Source organism: Arthrobacter sp. 260, assembly GCF_013116745.1.
In the GTDB taxonomy this organism is placed as follows: domain Bacteria; phylum Actinomycetota; class Actinomycetes; order Actinomycetales; family Micrococcaceae; genus Arthrobacter_D.
The window spans coordinates 411,046-429,882 of the sequence record NZ_JABFOE010000001.1 but is presented as its reverse complement, the minus strand read 5'-3'; the positions used below and the strand labels follow the sequence as shown (position 1 = coordinate 429,882).

The window sequence follows — 18,837 nt, the reverse complement described above, 5'->3', positions numbered from 1 at the left end:
AAGTCCCCGACTCAAGCCGCGCTTCATCTGCCGCGGACTGCGTATCAATTCTACAGTAAATAGAAATCGGGGTTCACCCCGCTTACCCAGGCAACCTACCGGAGGCCCGGACACGGCCGGCCAGCAGACGTGGTGAGTAGAGGTAAAGCACTACCACCCCGGCGGCCAGAAGGGAGAACGCGACGGCCATCAGTGGCGGAGAGGTCGCCGCAGCGAATCCGGCAGCACCGGTGAGCACCGAACAGCCGGTAACCACGAGGGCCGACTGGATGTGGGTCAGGCCGACGTCGGTCAGACGCTGGTACACGTGCTCCCGATGGGAGACGTACCAGCGATCCCCGGCGCGGAGACGACGCAGGAAGGTGGTGAAGGTGTCGGCGAGGTAGATCAGTACCGGCGAGAGTAGATACTCCAGATACACCCCCGCCAGCAGGCCGGTGACAGCTATCGCCGCGATCGAGGCGCCCAGCAGGTAACTGCCCACGTCGCCGAGGAACACGAACCCCCTGCCCAGGTTCCAGGGCAGGAACCCGGCAAAGGCGGCCGCCACCACCAGGCCGGCAACCACTAGCCAGAGCTGGTCGCTGAGCATCCCGGCGACCGCGTAGAAGGCGCCAACCGCGACTCCGTGTAGACCGGAGATGCCGTTGATGCCATCCATGAAGTTTGCCGCATTGATGTACGCGGCCACCGCCAGCGCGCCCACCGGAACCCACCAGAAGCTCTGGCCGATGGTCCACGCCAACGCTGCGGTCCCCACCGCACCGATCATCAGTTGCAACACTGCCCGCACCTTGATCGAGATCCCCCGGTAATCCTCGATCCAGCCGAGCAACGCGGCAGCGGAAAGCATCGCCAGGATGATCACGATCAGCGAGCGGTCCACGGCCACCAGCCCGACGGCGAGGGAGAGCGCCAACCCTGCGGCAATACCGACCGCTACGGTGATCCCCACTCCGCGGATCACCACCGTTGTATGTGAGGACCGCTCATTGGGGATGTCCAGCACCCCGAGCTTCGCCAGGACCGGTTTGAGGACGAAGGGTAGGACGGCACTGAGGACCAGCGAAGCGCCGACCACCAGGGCCAGCTGCAACTCAAGCATCGAGGATCCCGCCCTTGCGTTTCCAGTCGAGCAGGTTCAGCTGTCCGGGGTCGAGAATCGATACGTTGGTGTGCGAGATCTTCGGATGCAGCGGACGGGAGCCGTCCTCCCCGAAACCGACCAGTTCCTCATGCATCTTCTCCCCAGGCCGCAGCCCGGTGAAGACTATTTCGATGTCCTTGCCCGACATCGCGATCATCCGCTGCGCGACGTCGAGGATCTTGACGGCCTCGCCCATATCCAGGATCAGTACCTCTCCGGGGCGGCCGATGGCTCCGGCCTGGATCACCAGCTGGCAGGCCTCGGGGATGGTCATGAAGTACCGGGTGACCTCGGGGTCGGTCACGGTGATGGGTCCGCCCACCCTGATCTGCTCGGTAAAGAGGGGAAGCATCGAGCCCCGGCTGCCGATCACGTTGCCGAACCGGACCGAGACGTAGCTGTTGGAGGTCTGGGTGGCTTGCCAGGCGGTGAGCTTCTCGGCAACCCGCTTCGAGTGTCCCAGCACGCTGGTGGGGTTCGCCGCCTTGTCGGTGGAGATGTTCACGAAATGGGTCACGCCAGCGGCCTTGGCCGCGTTGAGCACGTTCTGGGTGCCCAGGACGTTGGTCTTCCAGGCTTCCTCCGGGTACTGCTCAAGCAGCGACACATGCTTGAGGGCGGCCGCGTGGAACACTACCTCGGGTTTGCGTTCCTCGAAGATGGCCCGGAGCGTGTCGGCGTCGCGAATGTCTGCCAACACGGTGTCCTTGCCGGTCAACAGTCCGCGCCCCGTCATGGAGAGCTGGGTGGACTGCAGTCCGGTTTCGTCGCGATCCAGCATGATGAGCTCGGCGGGGTTGAACTGCGCGAGCTGACGGCACAGCTCGGATCCGATCGATCCGCCGGCGCCGGTGACCAGCACCTTCTTGCCGGTGATGTACCCGGCGACCTCGTCGGCGTGGATGTCCACGGGTCGGCGCCCGATGAGGTCCTCAACCGCTACCTCCCGAAAATCGGAGAACCCTGCCCCGGACCCTTCGGTCGCGAGCATGTCCCGGAGAGGCGGCAGGACCAGGACCCTGATGTTCATTCCGGCCACCAGATCGGACACCCGGCGCACCTGGGAGGCTTCGACGTCGGCGAACGCGATCACCAGCACCGATGCCCGGGTGCGGGCGATGATGCTGGGGAGGTCCTCGATCCGGCCCAACACAGGGACCGTGGCAAGGCGGAGGTGCTTCTTGGCGGGATCGTCGTCGATCAGGCCCACCGGGAAATACGGCGAGTCACGGTCCTGGATCATCCGTCCCACCAGCGAACTGCCCAAGAACCCGGCTCCATAGATGAGGGTCCGTTGCGCATCCTCACCGGGTTTGGCCTTGCTCTCAACGAACATGCGTTTGAGATACCGGGTGGAGGCCATGAACATGCAAGCGAACGGGAAGGCAATAATGCCGATGCTGCGTGGAATCTCGATGATCGAGAAGAAGGCGACACTGACCAGGAGCAGAATCACCGAGACGATGACTGTGACGATCACCAGGAGTCGCGCCTCGTGGAAGCTGCCGAAGCTATACCGGCCGCGATAGAGGGCGAAGCTCAGACCAACTGCCAGCTGGGCAGCGAGGGCCACCGCACAGAACACCACCACCCCGGTGATGTTGATCTGGTTGATCAGCAGCTCGTACCGGAGTACCAGGGCCAGCAGAATCGCGACCACCCAGGCCACCGAATCGAAAATGTACTGCGACCAGAGCCAGAGCGTCGGCTTCTCCGACCGCGTCGTGCTGCGGTCATCCGGCCCTTCCCGGGCTGGATCCGCGCTGTCAGCGAGTTTCATGGTTCCTAACAACGGCTCGGCGGTCATGGCAATCGTGCAGAGGAGTCCTCACTGCAAGCGGTGAGTCCTCACGGCAAAATATCAGCTCGTGCTGGTGTAATAGACTCTCCCTACCCGAGAATACTAACCGCACTACCCGGCCCTGACCGCTTTTGAGGCGTGTTGTGAGTGGACCGGAAAGGACTGTTTTGCAGGATACCGTGGCCGTTGCGGCAGTAACATTTGACCGCCCCGACGACCTGCGTACCCTCCTGCTGGCACTGTCCCAACAGAGCGTGCCGCTCACCTCGGTGGCGCTGGTTGACTCGGGAACCAAGGATATCGAGTCCATCGCCATCGCCTCCGACGCACCGGTGAACTACATCCGCTCCCTGAGTAACCTTGGCGGTGCTGGCGGGTTCTCCCTGGCCATCCTGTCCGCGATGGCCAGCGGCGCAGAGTGGGTCTGGATCATGGACGACGACGCCCACCCCGAGGACCCGGAAGCCCTCGCTACCCTGCTGGCAGCCGCGAAGGCGGAGGGCCTCGACGTCGTCGTACCCCTGATTGTCGCCCCCGGCGAGCCGACCCGGCTGTCCTTTCCCTTCCGGCTGGCGGGCCGTTCGGTCCACGACCGTGCAGAGGTCGAAAAGCTCGGGATCATCAGGGACGTGGGCCAGTTCTTCAACGGCGCCTTGATCCGCACCGAGGTGTTCTTCCGGGTGGGGCTTCCCGATCTGCGCCTGTTCATCCGCGGGGATGAGACGGATTTCATGCTGCGGCTGCGACGAGCCGGCATTCCGTTCGGTACGGTGACCACCGTTGCGCTAAGCCACCCTCCGGGGTGGGCGGAAACGCACCAGGTGCTCGGCGACCGGCTGCACGTGCTTGTCCCCGAGACGGCGTTCAAGCGTTTCTACTACTTCCGCAACCGTGGTTATCTGACGCGCCGGTATGGCCGGGTGAAGTCCCTGATCGCCGACGGCGTGGGCTACCCGCTGTACTTCCTGAAGCATCGCGATCCGCGCGGGTTCGCCGACTGGTTCAGGGCCTACGCCACCGGGGTACGCGGACGCGGTTTCGGGCCCCCATCGGACCAGGGATTCTGAGATGACAGTCCCAGAATCAGCAGTGACAGTGGTGGTCACCACCTTCAATCGCGCGGGCTATCTGCGGGTCCTGCTCGAAACCATCGCGCAGATGGATCCGGCACCGGAGAACGTCATTGTGGTCAATAATGCGAGTACCGACGACACGGAAGAGGTCATTGCCCAGGCGAACCTCCCGGTGCCGCTGATTCACCATCGGCTACAGAAGAACGTTGGAGGATCCGGCGGTTTCTCGGCCGGGGCGGAGCGGGCACTCGCCGAGGGTGCCGAATGGCTCTGGCTGATGGACGACGACGTCGAGGTGCTCCCCGGCGCACTCGCAGCATTCCAGCCGCAGATGGAGACCTACCGCTGCCTTCACGGGCGCCGATACGACCACCTGGGCAAGCCGTTCTTCTGGCAGCACCAGTTCAACGCCTTTCTCGGCGTGCACTTCCCGGTCCACGGCAACGTGTTCCGCCACAGCCGCGTATTTCACACCAACGTAGGGTGCTTCGAAGGAATGCTGGTCCACGCCGATGTGGTGCGCCGCGTGGGTCTCCCCGATCCCCGGTTCTTCCTTAACGGTGATGACACCACCTACGGCTGGTTGATCGCCCAGTCAGAGCCGGTGGTGTACATCAACGAGTACGTGCTGAAAAAGGCACGGCCCCAGAAACAGATTGACCTCGGCGTCAGGCACCTTAATGACTCCAATGATCTGGGCCGCTACTGCGGCATGCGAAACCGGGGACACCTGGCGCGCTACCTCAGGGTCAACGGCAGGTTCAACCGGTGGGGGTTTGGTCTGGGCACCCTCCTGACCGCCGCCAAGGAAGTGCTCCGGCTGGTGGCCGTCGAGCACTCTCTCACGGGGCTGGCACCGCTCTGGCGGGGATGGCGGGAGTCGCGGGACATCCTCACGGATCCGGCCTGGCAGCCTATGCCGCCACTGACACCCCTTGCCGGGCGCCCGGAGAGGTCCGAGTTGCTGAGGGAGAAGAACTGACGATGCAGTGGGTGATTGTCGGCGCCACCGGGTTTGTGGGCTCGGCCGTGCTCCGCGCCGCGCAGGATGCGGGGCTGGACGTGACGGCTCTCCCAGCGCCCCGCCTGACCAGCGATGCCATATCCGCCGTGCAGATCATCGATGAGGCAGCACGCCACCCGGCGGTAACCGATCTCGCCGCTGCGCTGGCTGGCGCGTCGGTAGTGGTCAATGCCGCCGGCGTCGCCGCTCCACGGGGTGCTGACACGGCTGAACTCCGCGGAGCCAACGCACTCCTCCCCGCCGTCCTTGCCTACGCCTGCTCGGAGGCTCAGGTGGAGCGGTTGATCCACCTCAGCAGTGCAGCGGTCCAGGGTCACCGGGAGATTCTCGACGAGTCCTCCGATCTGGCGCCGTTTTCGGCCTACTCCCGGAGCAAGGCGCTCGGCGAGGAAGCACTTCGTCTCACAGCTAGCCAGGGTAGGTTCGAAGGAATGCACCCGGTGGTGATCCGCGCCACCTCCGTGCAGGGCGCAGGCCGGCCGACGACCGCTGCACTCGCCAGGTTGGCGGCATCACCCTTCGCCTCGGTGGCCGCACCCGGAACCGCAAGCACCCCGGTCACGTCGGTGGAGTCCCTTGCCGACTATGTGGTTCAGGCGGGCACTTTTGCCGGACCACTTCCGGCGGTCATCCTCCAGCCCGGCGAAGGAATGACTGTCCGCTCTGTACTGGAGGCGGTGGGAGGCACCCCGATCGTATTGCCGCGGTCCCTGTGCCGTTTCATCCTTCGGGTGGGCTACCGGGTCTCAGCGCTGCTCGGTGAACGGCTGCATGGCAGTCTGCGTCGGGTAGAGCTGATGTGGTTCGGTCAGGCGCAAGCCCCGGGGTGGGCCGAAGCCCACGACATCCGGGTGGAACACCGGGTCAGCGGGGTGCTGGAGGCTGCTGGGTCCCGGCAACGTCAGGGCCGTCCGAGGAAGCGCCGGGACCGTCAGGCGCGCCAGGTTCCCTGACCCCCGGGACAACCTCCTGCAGCTGGGCAAGGCTGATGCTGCCGGAGCGCACCACCAGCAGGTCCTCTCCCGTTGCGTCGACGATTGTTGAAGCGGTGCCACTCCGTGGCCCGCCCTCAAGGTACACCTCAACCGAGTCGGCCAACTGGGCATAGGCCTCCGCGCCGGTAGTTGCGGCCGGCGAACCCGTCCGGTTGGCTGATGAAACCGCCAACGGCCCGGTCAGGGTCAATAGGTCAAGCGCCAACCGGTCATCAGGCATGCGCAGGGCAACGGTGCCCATCGTGTCCCCAAGGTCCCAGGTCAGTGACGGCTGCGCACGGAAGATGAGGGTCAATCCCCCAGGCCAGAACGCCTCGGCGAGCTTCCGTGCGTCGGGGTGGACGTCGGTGGCCAAGCCGTCCACGGTCTGGATGCGAGGGATCAGAACAGGTGGCGGCATGCTCCGCCCCCGCCCCTTGGATGCCAGCAGGGTGGCCACGGCCTGGGGTGAGAACGCATCGGCGGCGATCCCGTACACCGTGTCGGTGGGGACCACCACGCACTGATTGGCAGCGACGGCGCGCTGGGCATGGGCCAACCCCTCGCTTCGCTGGGCTGGGTCGGAACAGTCGTAGCTGGTGGTCACTAATTTATTCTTTCACTGGTGCGCCAGGATTGGCGTATTCGGTGCGGACGGCCGAGGTGGAGCGGTCCCGTCCGGTGAGGTCTTGATGGGTGAGGACTGTGTCCCAGCGGGGGTCGGCCCGCAACAGCGCCGCGATCGCCGGGGCCTGAACCTCAGCATGTTCCATCACGAAATAGCCACCGGGCACCAGCAGCCGTGCCGCGCTGAGCGCCGCAGCCCAGGGTAGTTCGAGTCCGTCCCTGCCACCGCCGTAAAGCGCGATATGCGGGTCGTGGTCAGCCACCTCAGGCTCCCGGGGTACTGCTTCGGAGGGAATGTAGGGCGGGTTAGACACGACGACGTCGAACGTCCCGTCCTCCTCCCCCAGAGCGTCCCGCAGGTCGCCAAGAATCAATGTCACTGACCGTGGGAGAAGATTTCGTTCGGCCCACGCGTGGGCCAGCGGGCTGTACTCGACCGCGTAGACGTCCGCGCCGGGCACCTCGTCGGCGATGGCTGCGGCGATGGCGCCGCTGCCGGTCCCCAGGTCAACCACCCGGGGTCGGCGCAGCGTGAGCGCGTGATCGATCGCCAACTGCGCCACTGACTCCGTCTCCGGGCGGGGAATGAAGGCCCCCGGGCCGACCGCCAGCTCCAGCCGCCGGAAGTAGGCAATGCCGGTGATGTGCTGGAGCGGCACCCTCAGCGCACGCTCCGCCACCAGCTCAAAGTAGCCTGCCGGGGCTGGCGCACCGAGGAGCGCCATGGTCTTGACTCGCCCCACCGGCTCGCCCAACAGGTGTGCTGCCAGCAGATGGGCATCCGCCCTCGGGCTGGGCACCCCTGCGTCGGCCAGTAGGTCAGTGGCTCGCGCCAGTGCATCCTCTAGCGTCTCTTCGACGGAGGTCCGATCGGTCATGGGGCGGTGGGTGTTCAGTCGTCCTCGCCGATTGCGTCAAGCCGTGACTGTTCATCCATCTCGATGCCCGCCTGGATCACTGCTTCAAGGTCACCGTTCATGACTGCGTCAAGGTTGTAGGCCTTGTACCCGGTACGGTGATCGGCGATGCGGTTTTCGGGATAGTTGTAGGTACGGATCCGCTCGGAGCGGTCCATGGTACGGATCTGCGACTTCCGGATATCCGAGTTCGCCGCATCGATCTGTGCCTGCTGGTGTGCCAGGATCCGGGACCTGAGCACCCGCATGCCCGCCTCGCGGTTCTGCAGCTGGGATTTCTCGTTCTGCATCGCCACGACAATTCCGGTGGGAAGGTGGGTAATACGGACCGCAGAGTCGGTGGTGTTCACCGACTGGCCGCCCGGACCGGACGACCGGTAGACATCGATCTTGAGGTCGTTCTGGCTGATCTCCACTTCCTCAGGCTCATCCACCTCGGGCAGGATCAGCACGCCCGCAGCGGAGGTGTGGATTCGGCCCTGCGACTCCGTCACCGGGACGCGCTGCACGCGATGCACCCCGCCCTCGAACTTCAGGCGGGCGTAGACGCCCTCGCCCGGGTCGTTGGAGGATCCCTTGATGGCCATCTGGACGTCTTTGTAGCCGCCCAGGTCGGACTCGTTGGCCGAGATGATCTCGGTCTTCCAGCCGCGGGTCTCCGCATACCGGGTGTACATGCGGAGCAGGTCGCCGGCGAACAGTGCCGCCTCGTCGCCGCCTTCGCCACCCTTGACCTCGATGATGACGTCCCGGCTGTCGTTGGGGTCGCGCGGGATGAGCAACCGGCGCAGCCGCTCCTGCGCGGCAGCGAGCTGTTCCTCAAGGACCGGAACCTCGGCAGCGAACTCCGGATCGTCGGCCATTTCCTGGGCTGCTTCGAGATCGTCCTTCAGCGCTTCCCACTTGGTGTGCGCGTCGACAATACTGCTCAGCTCGGCGTACCTGCGGCCGAGCTTGCGGGCCAGCACCTGGTCAGAGTGCACTGCCGGGTCGGAGAGCCTGAGCTGCAGCTCGGCGTGCTCGTCGAGCAGGTTCTGGATCGACTCAAACATTTGGGAAATACCTCTTTCGAACAATTTCTATTTCAACAGCTATAACCGAAACCGGCCCGAAAACCTGTCACTTCTGTCGACTCGTTTGGTTAACCAGAGCCGCCCACGCTCCATCCGGCGGACCGGAGGAGCGTGGGCGACGGGTGGCTTGCTAGTCGTCGTCGTTCTTGGAACCCAAGGTGGTCTTCTGGACCTGCATCAGGAACTCGACGTTCGACTGGGTTTCCCGGATCTTGTTGGTCAGCAGTTCAAGTGACTGCTGTTCGCCCAGTCCGGAAAGGACACGGCGCAGCTTCCACATGATCTTGACCTCGTCCGGGGACAGCAGCTTCTCTTCACGACGGGTACCCGACGCGTTGACGTCGACGGCCGGGAAGATCCGCTTGTCAGCGAGGTTCCGGGACAGGCGCAGCTCCATGTTGCCGGTGCCCTTGAACTCCTCGAAGATGACCTCGTCCATCTTGGACCCGGTCTCGACGAGCGCGGTGGCGAGAATGGTGAGCGAGCCACCGTTCTCGATGTTGCGTGCCGCACCGAAGAAGCGCTTCGGCGGGTAGAGCGCTGCCGAGTCGACGCCGCCGGAGAGGATGCGTCCGGATGCTGGGGCTGCGAGGTTATAGGCGCGGCCCAGTCGGGTCATCGAGTCGAGCAGGACCACCACATCCATCCCCATTTCCACGAGACGCTTGGCGCGCTCGATGGACAGTTCGGCGACAGTGGTGTGGTCATCAGCCGGACGGTCGAAGGTGGAGGCAATAACCTCACCCTTGACAGTGCGCTGCATGTCGGTGACTTCCTCGGGACGTTCGTCAACCAGCACCATCATGAGGTGGACCTCAGGATTGTTGATGGTGATCGCGTTGGCGATTGCCTGCAGGATGAGCGTCTTGCCAGCTTTGGGTGGCGAGACGATCAGGCCACGCTGGCCCTTGCCGATCGGCGCCACAAGGTCGATGACGCGAGGGCCAATTTTCTTGGCCTCCGTCTCAAGGCGCAGGCGCTCGGTTGGGTACAGCGGAACCAGCTTGGCGAACTCGACCCGGTCCTTGAGGTCCTCGGCTGGCTTGCCGTTCACCGAGGTGACGCGGATCAGCGCGTTGAACTTCTGGCGGGTGTTGTTCTGGTTCTCGCCGTCGCGGGGGGCACGAATGGCGCCCACCACTGCGTCGCCCTTGCGCAGGTTGTGCTTCTTGACCTGTGCCAGGGAAACGTAGACGTCGTTGGGGCCGGGAAGGTAGCCGGAAGTCCGCACGAACGCGTAGTTTTCCAGGACGTCCAGGATGCCCGCTACGGGCAGCAGGACGTCGTCGTCAGTGACCTCGACGTCGTCGACCTCGGGGTTCTGGTTGCGGTTCCGACGACGGTCATTCCGGTCGTTGCGGTCGCGGAACCGGCTGCTGCGGTCGTTGCCCCGGTCATTCCCACGGTCGTTGCCGCGATCATTTCCGCGGTCGTTGCCGCTTCCGTTGTCGTCGCGGGAGTTGCGGTTGCGGCGGTTCCGGCCACGGCCACGGCTGTCGTCGTCCCGGTTGTCGTTGCCCCGGGTCTCGTTGCCGTTGCTCCGGTTGTCGTTGCCGTTGTTCCGGTTGTCGCTGGAATCAGTCCGGTTGTCGTTCCGGTTCCGTCCGCCACGGTCATTGCGGCCGTTCGCATCATTCTGCTCGGAGGTCTCGTTCGACTCGCCCGCGCCCTGATTGTTCCGGTCCGAGGTGTTCCGGTCGGCGTTGTTACGGTCCGAGCGCGACGAATCGTCTTGCGACGCCGTCTCCGAGGACTCGTTCACTGAGTTGTCGGCACGCTCTTCGCCGCGGCGTCCACGGCGGTTCTCGCGGGGAGCGCGGCCACGGCCACGTTCGCCGCCATTGTCCCGGCCAGTGTTCTCGCGGCCGTTCGTGTCGCTGCTGCCGTTCTGGGCATCGTCGGCAGATGCTTCAGCAGCTTCCGGCTGGGGAGCCTCGGAGGTGGGCAGGCTGACGACGCCATCGGATCCGGCGCGTCGGTTGCGGTTCCGGGTGCGCGATGGACGCTCGGTCTGCTCCTGTGCAGCACCGTCGCTGTCCTGGCTCTCGATGTCGGTGCTCGCGGTCCTGCTGGATGCACGGCGCGACGAGCGGGTCGAGCCATTTGACTGGCTGGCCTCCGACTCGGATGCGCTGGCATCGCTGGGAGCTGCGTCCTTGGGGCGGTCTGCGACCGCGGAGCCACGCTGATGATCGGAGATAGCCGAGACCAGGTCGCCCTTGCGCATCCTGGAACCGCCAGTGATGCCCAACTGGCCGGCAAGCGCCTGGAGCTGGGCGAGCTTCAGCCCGGCAAGGCCGGAGCTTTTGGAAGCGGGAGCGTCGGCTGCGCCGGCGTTTGATGTGTCCACACCTGATATCAGGTCAGTGGTTTCAGTCACGAAGGATCCTTCCCCCTCGTCGGGCGGTCCAACTCTGATGTGGACCGCGTTTGGTTAGCCCTGCCACCGTTAGAAGAACTGGCGGATCGGGTTCGGTCCTGCCGGTAGAGTCCGGCCTGGCCGTGCGTGCTAGGAACCTTCGGAAGTAAGTAGGCTTTCGGTTTAAGTTCAAACCGGTGATGCTCATACGTTCCTGGGAGGTTACACCGGAGGTGATGCGACTGCTGAAAACCATGCAGTTTTGCGGCGGTCAAAAGAAAATGACGGCCAGATCAGCAGAAGCACTCAGTTGAACAGCGAACCAATAGGTCACGATTCATTCCGTTGGTGCACCACCAGTTTAGCACCCTCAGGGGCAACGGTCAGCCTAAGGACGCGCCATTGGGCGCCTGAATCTGCATTGTCTGGGTCCGCCGTCAGTGACCTGATCGCCTGCTCGGCGGCCGTCGCTTGCGCCTCGCCGACGGCGAGAGTCATCACCGTTGGCCCGGCACCGGAAATGACTGCCGGGAATCCCTGGGCCCTGAGCTGGCGCATCAGGGTGGCGCTGGGAAGCATCGCCTGCGCCCGGTAGTCCTGGTGCAGTTCGTCCTGGGTGGCATCCAGGATGAACTCAGGCTCACGGGACAGCGCGTCAATCAGGAGCGCCGCACGGCCGGCATTGGCTGCGGCACTGGCGTGGGACACCGAGGTCGGCAGCAACGCCCTCGCGCTTTCCGTCGACAGGCTGGTCGACGGGACCGCAGCTATCGGAATGATTGACGGATGCACGGGGACGCGGGTGCTGTGAAAGACCCTCCCGGTTTCCCAGGAGATGGCGAGTGCACCCACCAGTGCCGGCGCTACGTTGTCGGGGTGACCCTCCAGGGTGGAACACAGCTGGAGGAGGGCAGGTGGTGCCATCCGTGCGGCGTCCGGGAGCAGGAAGTTGGCTCCCAGCACGGCGGTGACGATCGCTGCCGCCGAGGAGCCCAGCCCCCGTCCGTGAGGGATCAGGTTTTCGGTTTCCAGCTCAAGACCCGGGCAGCCGTATCCTGCGCGATCGAGGGTTTCCAGCAGGGTCCGCGCCACGAGGTGGTTGCCATCGGTGGGGAGGCTGTCCGCCCCCTCGCCGGTAACCCTGACCGACACAATGCCGCTGGTGTTGGTTCGTACCCTGACCGTGTCAAAAAGCGATACGGCCAGTCCCAGCGTGTCGAACCCGGGGCCGAGGTTTGCGCTGGTCGCTGGCACCCGGATGGTAACGTCCTGACCAGCAGCAACGAGGCGGGCGGGCACCGGCGAGGGGTCGATCTCGGTGGAGTACACGGGAACCCGGTCACTCACCCGCTGTGCCCTCGAGTCCCAGAGCGGTCGCGACGCTGACGACGTCGAAATCCACCTTCGTGGGCTCGACGTCGGATCCGTCGGCGGCTTTCAGCGCCCACTGGGGGTCCTTGAGTCCGTGGCCGGTCACGGTGATGACAATGGTCTTGCCGACGGGCGCCTCTCCCGCGGCATGCTTCTTCAGCAGCCCGGCGACTCCGGCCGCGGAGGCTGGTTCCACGAAGACACCCTCGCGTGCGGACAGCCAGCGGTGTGCGTCGAGGATTTCCTCGTCGGTGACTGCTTCGATCAAGCCACCGGATTCATCCCGGGCGGCAATCGCCTGGTCCCAGGAGGCGGGGTTGCCGATCCTGATGGCCGTGGCGATGGTGTCGGGCTCGGTTACCGGGTGTCCCTTCACCAGGGGCGAGGCGCCCTCGGCCTGGAAGCCCCACATGATGGGCCGTTTGGTGGAGACGGGTGGGAGCACAGTGCTGTCGCCGATGAGGTGGGGGTTGGAGTAGGGCTCCGCGTATTCCTTGTAGCCCTTCCAGTACGCAGTGATATTGCCGGCGTTGCCGACCGGAAGCAGGTGATAGTCGGGGGCGTCGCCCAGGACATCCACCACCTCGAAGGCTCCAGTCTTCTGGCCTTCGATCCGCGCTGGATTGACTGAGTTGACCAGGAACACCGGGTACGCCTCGGCGAGTTTGCGGGCGACGTCGAGGCAGTTGTCGAAGTTGCCGTTCACCTGAAGCAGTTCTGCTCCATGAGCGATGGCCTGACTCAGCTTGCCCATCGAGATCTTGCCGTCCGGCACCAGAACAGCGCAGGTGATGCCCGCCTGGGTGGCATAGGCTGCCGCTGAGGCAGAGGTGTTCCCAGTCGAGGCGCACACCACTGCCTTGGCCCCGGCCTCGATCGCTGCGGTGATCGCCATCGTCATCCCCCGGTCCTTGAAGGACCCGGTCGGATTCATCCCCTCAACCTTGAGGAAGACCTGGGAACCGGTCAGTTCGGAGAGTGCCTTGGCGGGAACCAGGGGGGTCCCGCCTTCACCCAGGGTGATGACCTCGGTGGACTCGGTGACTGGCAGACGGTCGGCGTACTCGCGGATAACGCCGCGCCATTGGTGAGCCACTTAGGCTCCTTCCACTCGAAGGACGCTCGTCACCGAATTGATCACGGCGAGGTCCTGGATATGTTGGACGGTAGTGGCCAGTGCGGCCTCGGTGGCGCGGTGGGTGACGATGCGCAGTTCAGCGGTGGCGTCCCCCGGCGTGCCGGCTGGATGAATATTCTGCCGCATGGTCTCGATCGAGACGCCCTGCTCGGCGAACAGCTGGGCGATCCGGGCCAGCACACCCGGCTGGTCCGCCACCTCGAGGCCGATCGAGTAGCTGGTTTTGACTGAGTCGATACTCATCGAGGGCACGTGCCCGGTGGTGGTTTCAGTGCGCCCGGGGCCCCCGAGCACCATCCGGCGTGCCGCGCTGACGACGTCGCCCAGCACGGCCGAGGCGGTGGGGGTGCCTCCGGCGCCCTGGCCGTAGAACATCAGTTCGCCGGCGTTCTCAGCTTCGATGAAGACCGCGTTGAACGCACCGTGGACAGCTGCCAGCGGGTGGTCACGGGGCAGCAGGGTGGGGTGCACCCGGACGCTGACGCCCTGGGAACCGGCGCCGTCAACGTCGTCGCGGGGCAGGAGTTCGGCAATGGCCAGCAACTTGATGACAAACCCGGCATCCTTGGCTGCGGCAATATCGTCGGCTGTCACCTTGGTAATGCCCTCGCAGTAGACATCCTCCAGGGCAAACCGGGTGTGGAAGGACAGGGACGCCAGGATGGCGCCCTTCGCCGCGGCGTCGTGCCCCTCCACGTCCGCAGTAGGGTCGGCTTCGGCGTAACCGAGGCGCTGGGCTTCGGCCAGGGCGTCGTCGAACTGTGCGCCGGTGGTGTCCATCTGGTCGAGAATGAAGTTGGTGGTGCCGTTGACGATTCCGAGCACCCGGGTGATGCGGTCGCCGGAGAGGCTGTCCCGGATGGGGCGCAGGATCGGGATAGCGCCGGCCACCGCTGCCTCATAGGACAGCTGGACCCTGGCGGCGTCGGCCTTCTCGTAGAGGGTGGGCCCGTCGAGCGCCAGTAGCGCCTTGTTGCCGCTGACCACCGTGGCGCCGTGGTCAATGGAGCGCAGGATCAATGACCGCGCGGGCTCGATGCCGCCCATCAGTTCGATCACAATGTCGGCGCCCTCCACCAGCGACTCGGCGTCGGTGGTGAAGAGTTCGCGCGGCAGGTCGACGTCACGCGGGGCGTCGAGGTTCCGGACCGCAATACCGGTCAGTTCCAGCCGTGCACCGGTCCGCGCGGCCAGCGCGTCGGCATCTTCGAGGAGGATCCGCGCCACCTGCGAGCCGACGTTGCCGCAGCCCAGCAGGGCGATCTTCAGCGTCGAAAGGGCTGGTGAGAACAAGTCTGTATCAGGTGAAATTGTGTCGCTCCTGCAATCAGTTGGTGGTGCGAGTGATATCCCGGGCCAGGATGTCATCCTCGGTTTCGCCGCGCACGATCAGCCGTGCCTGCCCATCCCGGACCGCCACGACGGGAGGCCTGCCGACCCAGTTGTAGTTACTCGACAGCGCCCAGCAGTAGGCGCCCGTCCCGGGGACCGCCAGCAGGTCGCCCGCACCGGTGTCCTCAGGCAGATAGACGTCCCTGACCACGATGTCGCCGCTTTCGCAGTGCATCCCGACCACGCGTGACAGCACGGGGTCCGCGACGGATGTCCGCGACGCGAGGGCCGCCGAGTAGTTGGCGTCGTAGAGGACTGGGCGGGGGTTATCGCTCATCCCTCCATCCACCGATACGTAACGCCGTGGCTGGGTGTCGCCGTCGACGTCGACCCTGACCGTTTTGGTAATACCGGCCGTGTACAGGGTGAAAGTGGTTGACCCGACGATGGCCCGGCCCGGTTCGATCGAGATCCGGGGCACGGCCAGACCGAGTTCCGCGCAGGTGGCGCGTACGACGTCGGCCATCGCCGTCGCGATCTCGGCTGGCGGGCGGGGGGCGTCGACCTCGGTATAGGCGATGCCGTAGCCGCCGCCCAGGTCCAGTTCGGGCAGTTCCCGCCCATGGAGGTCTCGGACCTGGCCAAGGAAGGCAAGCAGCCTGCGGGCGGCGAGCTCGAAGCCCTCGGGCTCGAAGATCTGCGAGCCGATGTGACAGTGGACGCCCAGCAGGTTGATCGACTCGTGCCCCAGCGCCGCCGCGACTGCCTGCGCTGCCGGGGAGGTGCCCGCCTCGTCTGTGCCCTGTCCTGCGGGTCCACCGGCGAGTGACAGACCGAACTTCTGGTCCTCGTGGGCGGTGGCAATGAACTCGTGGGTGGAGGCGTGCACGCCCGGGGTGAGCCGGAGCATCACGTTCGCTGTGGTGTTGAGGGAGGCGGCGAGGGCGGCGACCTGCTCCAGCTCGGGCAGGCTGTCCACGACGATGCGGCCCAGGTTCAGGTCCAGCGCGCGGCGGAGGGCGGCATCGGACTTGTTGTTCCCATGCAGGCTCAGGTGCTCACCGGGGATGCCGGCCCGCATGGCGATCGCCAGTTCCCCGGCCGAGCAGGTATCCAGGCGCAGGCCCTCCTCCGCCGCCCAGTGCGCAATCTCGGTGCAGAGGAACGACTTGCCGGCGTAGTAGACGTCCACTCCCCCGCCGAGGTCAGCGAAGGCGGCGTCGAACGCGTCCTTGAAGCTGCGGGCCCTCGACCGGAAATCATCCTCGGACACGACGAACAGCGGGGTGCCGAACTCGGCGGCGAGCGCGCTCACCGCGATCCCGCCGATGGAGAGTTCCTCACCGGTTCGGCTCACGTCCTTCGCCCAGAGGGCAGGGTCGAGCCGGTTGACGTCGTCGGGATAACTCAGCCAGGCGGGGGCCAGCGGCGAGGGTGTGGACAGGCTGACCGCTTCGGTTCCCATGCTCACATCCGCTCCGGCGCGGAGACGCCGAGCAGCCCCAGGCCGTTGGCGAGAACCTGCTGCGTGGCGTTGTTCAGCCAGAGCCGGGTGCGGTGCAGATCGGTGACCGGTTCGTCGCCCAGCGGCGCGATCCGGCAGGCGTCGTACCAGCGGTGGTAGGTGCCGGCGATGACCTCGATGTGGCGGGCCACCCGGTGCGGTTCCCGGAACGCCGCGGCCTGCGCCACCATGCCAGGGAACTGGCCGAGCGCCGCGAGCAGTTCACCCTCGGTGGGGTGGCTGAGTTCGGAGGCGTCGAACGCGCTGGTGTCCACTCCGGCGGCTACGGCATTGCGCCCCACCGCGTGGGTCCGGGCATGGGCGTACTGCACGTAGAACACCGGGTTGTCGTTGGTCCGCCGGGTGAGCAGGTCAAGGTCGATGTCGATGTTCGAGTCCGCGGAGAAGCGCGCCAGGGTGTACCGGGCGGCGTCCACACCGACGGCGTCGACCAGGTCCTCAAGGGTGACGACGGTGCCGTTCCGCTTGGACATCCGGACCGGGGCACCGTCCTTCATCAGGTTGACCATCTGGCCGATCAGCACCTCGACAGTGTCGGGGTCATCGCCGAGCGCGGCCGCTGCGGCCTTGAGCCGGGCCACATAGCCGTGGTGGTCGGCACCGAGCATGATGATGTTCAGGTCGAAGCCCCGCTGGCGCTTGTTGACGAAGTAGCCGATGTCGCCAGCGATGTAAGCGGGGGCGCCGTCGGACTTGATGACCACGCGGTCCTTGTCGTCGCCGAACTCGGTGGACCGCAGCCACCACGCGCCGTCTTCGAGGTACAGGTTCCCCGAGGTCTTCAGCTTCTCCAGCAGCCCCTCGACGAACCCGTCCTGGAAGAGCGAGTGCTCGTGGAAGTACACGTCGAAGTCGACGCCGAAGTCATGCAAGGACTTCTTGATGTCAGAGAACATCAGATCCACACCCAGTTCGCGGAACCGCTCGACCGATTCGTCCTGCGGCAGGTCCAGGATGGCAGGGTCGAGGACCAGGACGCGGGCGGCGATGTCGTCAATGTAGGCTCCGCCGTAGCCGTCCTCCGGGGACGGCTCGCCCTTGGCACTGGCCCACAGCGAGCGGGCGAACCGCTCCACCTGCGCGCCGTGGTCATTGAAGTAGTACTCCCGGGTCACTGCCGCGCCCTGGGACTGGAACAGCCGGGCCAGTGCGTCGCCGACGGCGGCCCACCGGGTGCCGCCCAGGTGGATGGGGCCTGTGGGGTTCGCCGAGACAAATTCCAGGTTGATCTTGGTGCCCGCCATCAACCCGCTGTTGCCGTAAGTGGCGCCCGCTTCGACAATGGACCGGGCAAGTTCGCCAGCGGCTGCGGCGTCGAGGGTGATGTTGAGGAAGCCGGGACCGGCGATCGCGACGGTCTTGACGCCGTCGATCTGCTCCAGGCGACTGCTGAGGATCTGGGCGAACTCCCGGGGGTTCATTCCCGCCTGCTTGGACAGCTGGAGGGCGATGTTGGTGGCCCAGTCCCCGTGCTCCCGGCTCCGGGGTCGCTCCACCCGCACCTCAGAGGGAAGCTCGACGTCGAATTCGCCAGCGGCGACGGCGTCTTTGAGGCATGAGGAGATGGCAGCAGATAGTTCTTCAGGAGTCACCCGTCCAGCATAACGGGGCTCACCGCTGGGGCCATTTCTGTGACGCCTCCCCGGCCCGGTCCCCCTCACCCGGGGGGACCGGGAACAGGGGGTTTTCGTCAGGGGGTGCTTCCCTGCTAAGCTCAATGAGTCCCAATTACGGGGCCGGTATGACCGGTTCCACGCCTTCGTAGCTCAGGGGATAGAGCGTCTGCCTCCGGCGCAGAAGGTCGTAGGTTCGAATCCTATCGAGGGCACAGAACAACCCCCGGATCTCACTGAAATCCGGGGGTTGACTGCTTTAAGGGGGCCGCGTACAGATCCCTCAGCAGGGCAATCTCCGCCAGGTGGTGGATCATTTCACGGTTGATGTGGAGGACGAGCGACCCCATCGGCCAGGCGGCGAACTCGTGTTCAGCTGGTCCCACCGGCCGGTCGATTCCTGCTGCGTCGAGCTGCGATACCCCGGCTATCCACTGCTCATAGAGGCTGTCCAGCTGCTCCAGCGCCTGCTGAGCGGATCCCGGGTAGTCGAAGGACGGGTAGTCGATGGGCTCCCCGCCGAAGTGCGAGGCTACCCGCGACCCCAGCACCCCCACCATCAGATGCCCCATCCGCCAGGCAATCGTGGTGACCGGCGCTGGGCTTGGTTCGGGAATCTCGAAATCAATGGTGAACGCACCACTTCCCACCTGGAGGGCGGCTGTCCCCGTCCCCCGGGGCCGCACACTCCAGCAGCCGTCCACCGGCTCCCAGAAGTACTCCTCATCGCTCAAACCGTCCAGCCGGGGGCGGGCCTGGTGCTCCCAATGCCACCGCAGCTGGTCTGTCAGTTCCTTAGTGATGTCCATGGACTCAGGGTAGGAGCGATTGAGGACAGCTTCTGACCTGGTTGGAGAGTATTT

Annotated in this window: 15 protein-coding genes and 1 tRNA gene; 4 read left to right on the top strand and 12 right to left on the bottom strand. The window is 65.4% G+C overall.

What is annotated here, in order from left to right; genetic code table 11:
- Positions 1-82: 82 nt before the first annotated feature.
- Together HMI57_RS01960 and HMI57_RS01955 are read right to left on the bottom strand one after the other, a co-directional pair.
- Entirely contained in the window at positions 83-1,105 is a 1,023-nt protein-coding gene (locus HMI57_RS01960) for a glycosyltransferase family 4 protein (RefSeq protein ID WP_171584203.1), read from the bottom strand.
- Positions 1,098-2,927 (bottom strand): nucleoside-diphosphate sugar epimerase/dehydratase, encoded by a 1,830-nt coding sequence (locus HMI57_RS01955; protein WP_171584202.1) that lies wholly within the window; start codon positions 2,925-2,927, stop codon positions 1,098-1,100. Before HMI57_RS01955 ends, HMI57_RS01960 begins: the two co-directional genes overlap by 8 nt.
- A gap of 188 nt (positions 2,928-3,115) precedes the next feature.
- Between HMI57_RS01955 and HMI57_RS01950 the strand changes: the two genes are divergently transcribed.
- From HMI57_RS01950 to HMI57_RS01940, 3 genes are read left to right on the top strand one after another with little or no spacing between them, the layout of a single operon-like run.
- Positions 3,116-4,015 carry a glycosyltransferase gene (locus HMI57_RS01950; RefSeq protein WP_171584201.1) on the top strand — a complete coding sequence of 300 codons (900 nt, stop codon included), beginning with the start codon at positions 3,116-3,118 and terminating at the stop codon, positions 4,013-4,015.
- Between the two features lies 1 nt (position 4,016).
- Positions 4,017-5,003 carry a glycosyltransferase gene (locus HMI57_RS01945; RefSeq protein WP_171584200.1) on the top strand — a complete coding sequence of 329 codons (987 nt, stop codon included), beginning with the start codon at positions 4,017-4,019 and terminating at the stop codon, positions 5,001-5,003.
- Positions 5,004-5,005: 2 nt separating this feature from the next.
- Positions 5,006-5,998 carry an NAD-dependent epimerase/dehydratase family protein gene (locus HMI57_RS01940; RefSeq protein WP_171584199.1) on the top strand — a complete coding sequence of 331 codons (993 nt, stop codon included), beginning with the start codon at positions 5,006-5,008 and terminating at the stop codon, positions 5,996-5,998.
- Here the strand turns inward: HMI57_RS01940 and HMI57_RS01935 are convergent.
- From HMI57_RS01935 to argS, 9 genes are all read right to left on the bottom strand, one after another.
- Positions 5,910-6,626 carry an L-threonylcarbamoyladenylate synthase gene (locus tag HMI57_RS01935; RefSeq protein ID WP_171584198.1) on the bottom strand — a complete coding sequence of 239 codons (717 nt, stop codon included), beginning with the start codon at positions 6,624-6,626 and terminating at the stop codon, positions 5,910-5,912. The genes HMI57_RS01940 and HMI57_RS01935 overlap by 89 nt on opposite strands.
- A 4-nt stretch (positions 6,627-6,630) precedes the next feature.
- Positions 6,631-7,524 carry a peptide chain release factor N(5)-glutamine methyltransferase gene (prmC, locus tag HMI57_RS01930; protein WP_171584197.1) on the bottom strand — a complete coding sequence of 298 codons (894 nt, stop codon included), beginning with the start codon at positions 7,522-7,524 and terminating at the stop codon, positions 6,631-6,633.
- A 14-nt stretch (positions 7,525-7,538) separates the two neighbouring features.
- Positions 7,539-8,615 (bottom strand): peptide chain release factor 1, encoded by a 1,077-nt coding sequence (prfA, locus tag HMI57_RS01925; protein ID WP_171584196.1) that lies wholly within the window; start codon positions 8,613-8,615, stop codon positions 7,539-7,541.
- A 151-nt stretch (positions 8,616-8,766) separates the two neighbouring features.
- The gene (gene rho / locus HMI57_RS01920; RefSeq protein WP_171584195.1) at positions 8,767-11,016 is read right to left on the bottom strand and encodes a transcription termination factor Rho; all 2,250 of its coding nucleotides are present in this window, start codon (positions 11,014-11,016) and stop codon (positions 8,767-8,769) included.
- 309 nt (positions 11,017-11,325) lie between these two features.
- Complete coding sequence (gene thrB, locus HMI57_RS01915) at positions 11,326-12,342, bottom strand: homoserine kinase (protein WP_318779113.1); 1,017 nt, start codon at positions 12,340-12,342, stop codon at positions 11,326-11,328.
- Complete coding sequence (gene thrC / locus HMI57_RS01910) at positions 12,335-13,462, bottom strand: threonine synthase (RefSeq protein ID WP_171584194.1); 1,128 nt, start codon at positions 13,460-13,462, stop codon at positions 12,335-12,337. The genes thrB and thrC overlap by 8 nt, the downstream gene beginning before the upstream one ends.
- Positions 13,463-14,797 carry a homoserine dehydrogenase gene (locus HMI57_RS01905; RefSeq protein ID WP_171584193.1) on the bottom strand — a complete coding sequence of 445 codons (1,335 nt, stop codon included), beginning with the start codon at positions 14,795-14,797 and terminating at the stop codon, positions 13,463-13,465. It abuts the gene before it with no gap.
- Positions 14,798-14,831: 34 nt separating this feature from the next.
- Entirely contained in the window at positions 14,832-16,301 is a 1,470-nt protein-coding gene (lysA, locus tag HMI57_RS01900) for a diaminopimelate decarboxylase (protein ID WP_171584192.1), read from the bottom strand.
- A 2-nt stretch (positions 16,302-16,303) separates the two neighbouring features.
- Positions 16,304-17,953, bottom strand: a complete 1,650-nt coding sequence (argS, locus tag HMI57_RS01895; RefSeq protein WP_171584191.1) for an arginine--tRNA ligase — start codon at positions 17,951-17,953, stop codon at positions 16,304-16,306.
- Between the two features lie 163 nt (positions 17,954-18,116).
- Between argS and HMI57_RS01890 the strand changes: the two genes are divergently transcribed.
- A tRNA-Arg gene (locus tag HMI57_RS01890) sits at positions 18,117-18,189 on the top strand.
- Positions 18,190-18,207: 18 nt separating this feature from the next.
- Here HMI57_RS01890 and HMI57_RS01885 read toward each other — a convergent pair.
- On the bottom strand, positions 18,208-18,783 hold the full coding sequence (locus HMI57_RS01885; RefSeq protein ID WP_171584190.1) for a DinB family protein: 576 nt from the start codon (positions 18,781-18,783) through the stop codon (positions 18,208-18,210).
- Between the last annotated feature and the right edge of the window lie 54 nt (positions 18,784-18,837).

What these genes read in the sequence shown, in the direction of transcription:
- lysA (WP_171584192.1), bottom strand. Translation starts at nt 16,301, where the DNA reads ATGGGAACCGAAGCGGTCAGCCTGTCCACACCCTCGCCGCTGGCCCCC.
- prfA (WP_171584196.1), bottom strand. Translation starts at nt 8,615, where the DNA reads ATGTTTGAGTCGATCCAGAACCTGCTCGACGAGCACGCCGAGCTGCAG.
- HMI57_RS01955 (WP_171584202.1), bottom strand. Translation starts at nt 2,927, where the DNA reads ATGAAACTCGCTGACAGCGCGGATCCAGCCCGGGAAGGGCCGGATGAC.
- HMI57_RS01940 (WP_171584199.1), top strand. Translation starts at nt 5,006, where the DNA reads ATGCAGTGGGTGATTGTCGGCGCCACCGGGTTTGTGGGCTCGGCCGTG.
- HMI57_RS01885 (WP_171584190.1), bottom strand. Translation starts at nt 18,783, where the DNA reads ATGGACATCACTAAGGAACTGACAGACCAGCTGCGGTGGCATTGGGAG.
- HMI57_RS01960 (WP_171584203.1), bottom strand. Translation starts at nt 1,105, where the DNA reads ATGCTTGAGTTGCAGCTGGCCCTGGTGGTCGGCGCTTCGCTGGTCCTC.
- prmC (WP_171584197.1), bottom strand. Translation starts at nt 7,524, where the DNA reads ATGACCGATCGGACCTCCGTCGAAGAGACGCTAGAGGATGCACTGGCG.
- HMI57_RS01945 (WP_171584200.1), top strand. Translation starts at nt 4,017, where the DNA reads ATGACAGTCCCAGAATCAGCAGTGACAGTGGTGGTCACCACCTTCAAT.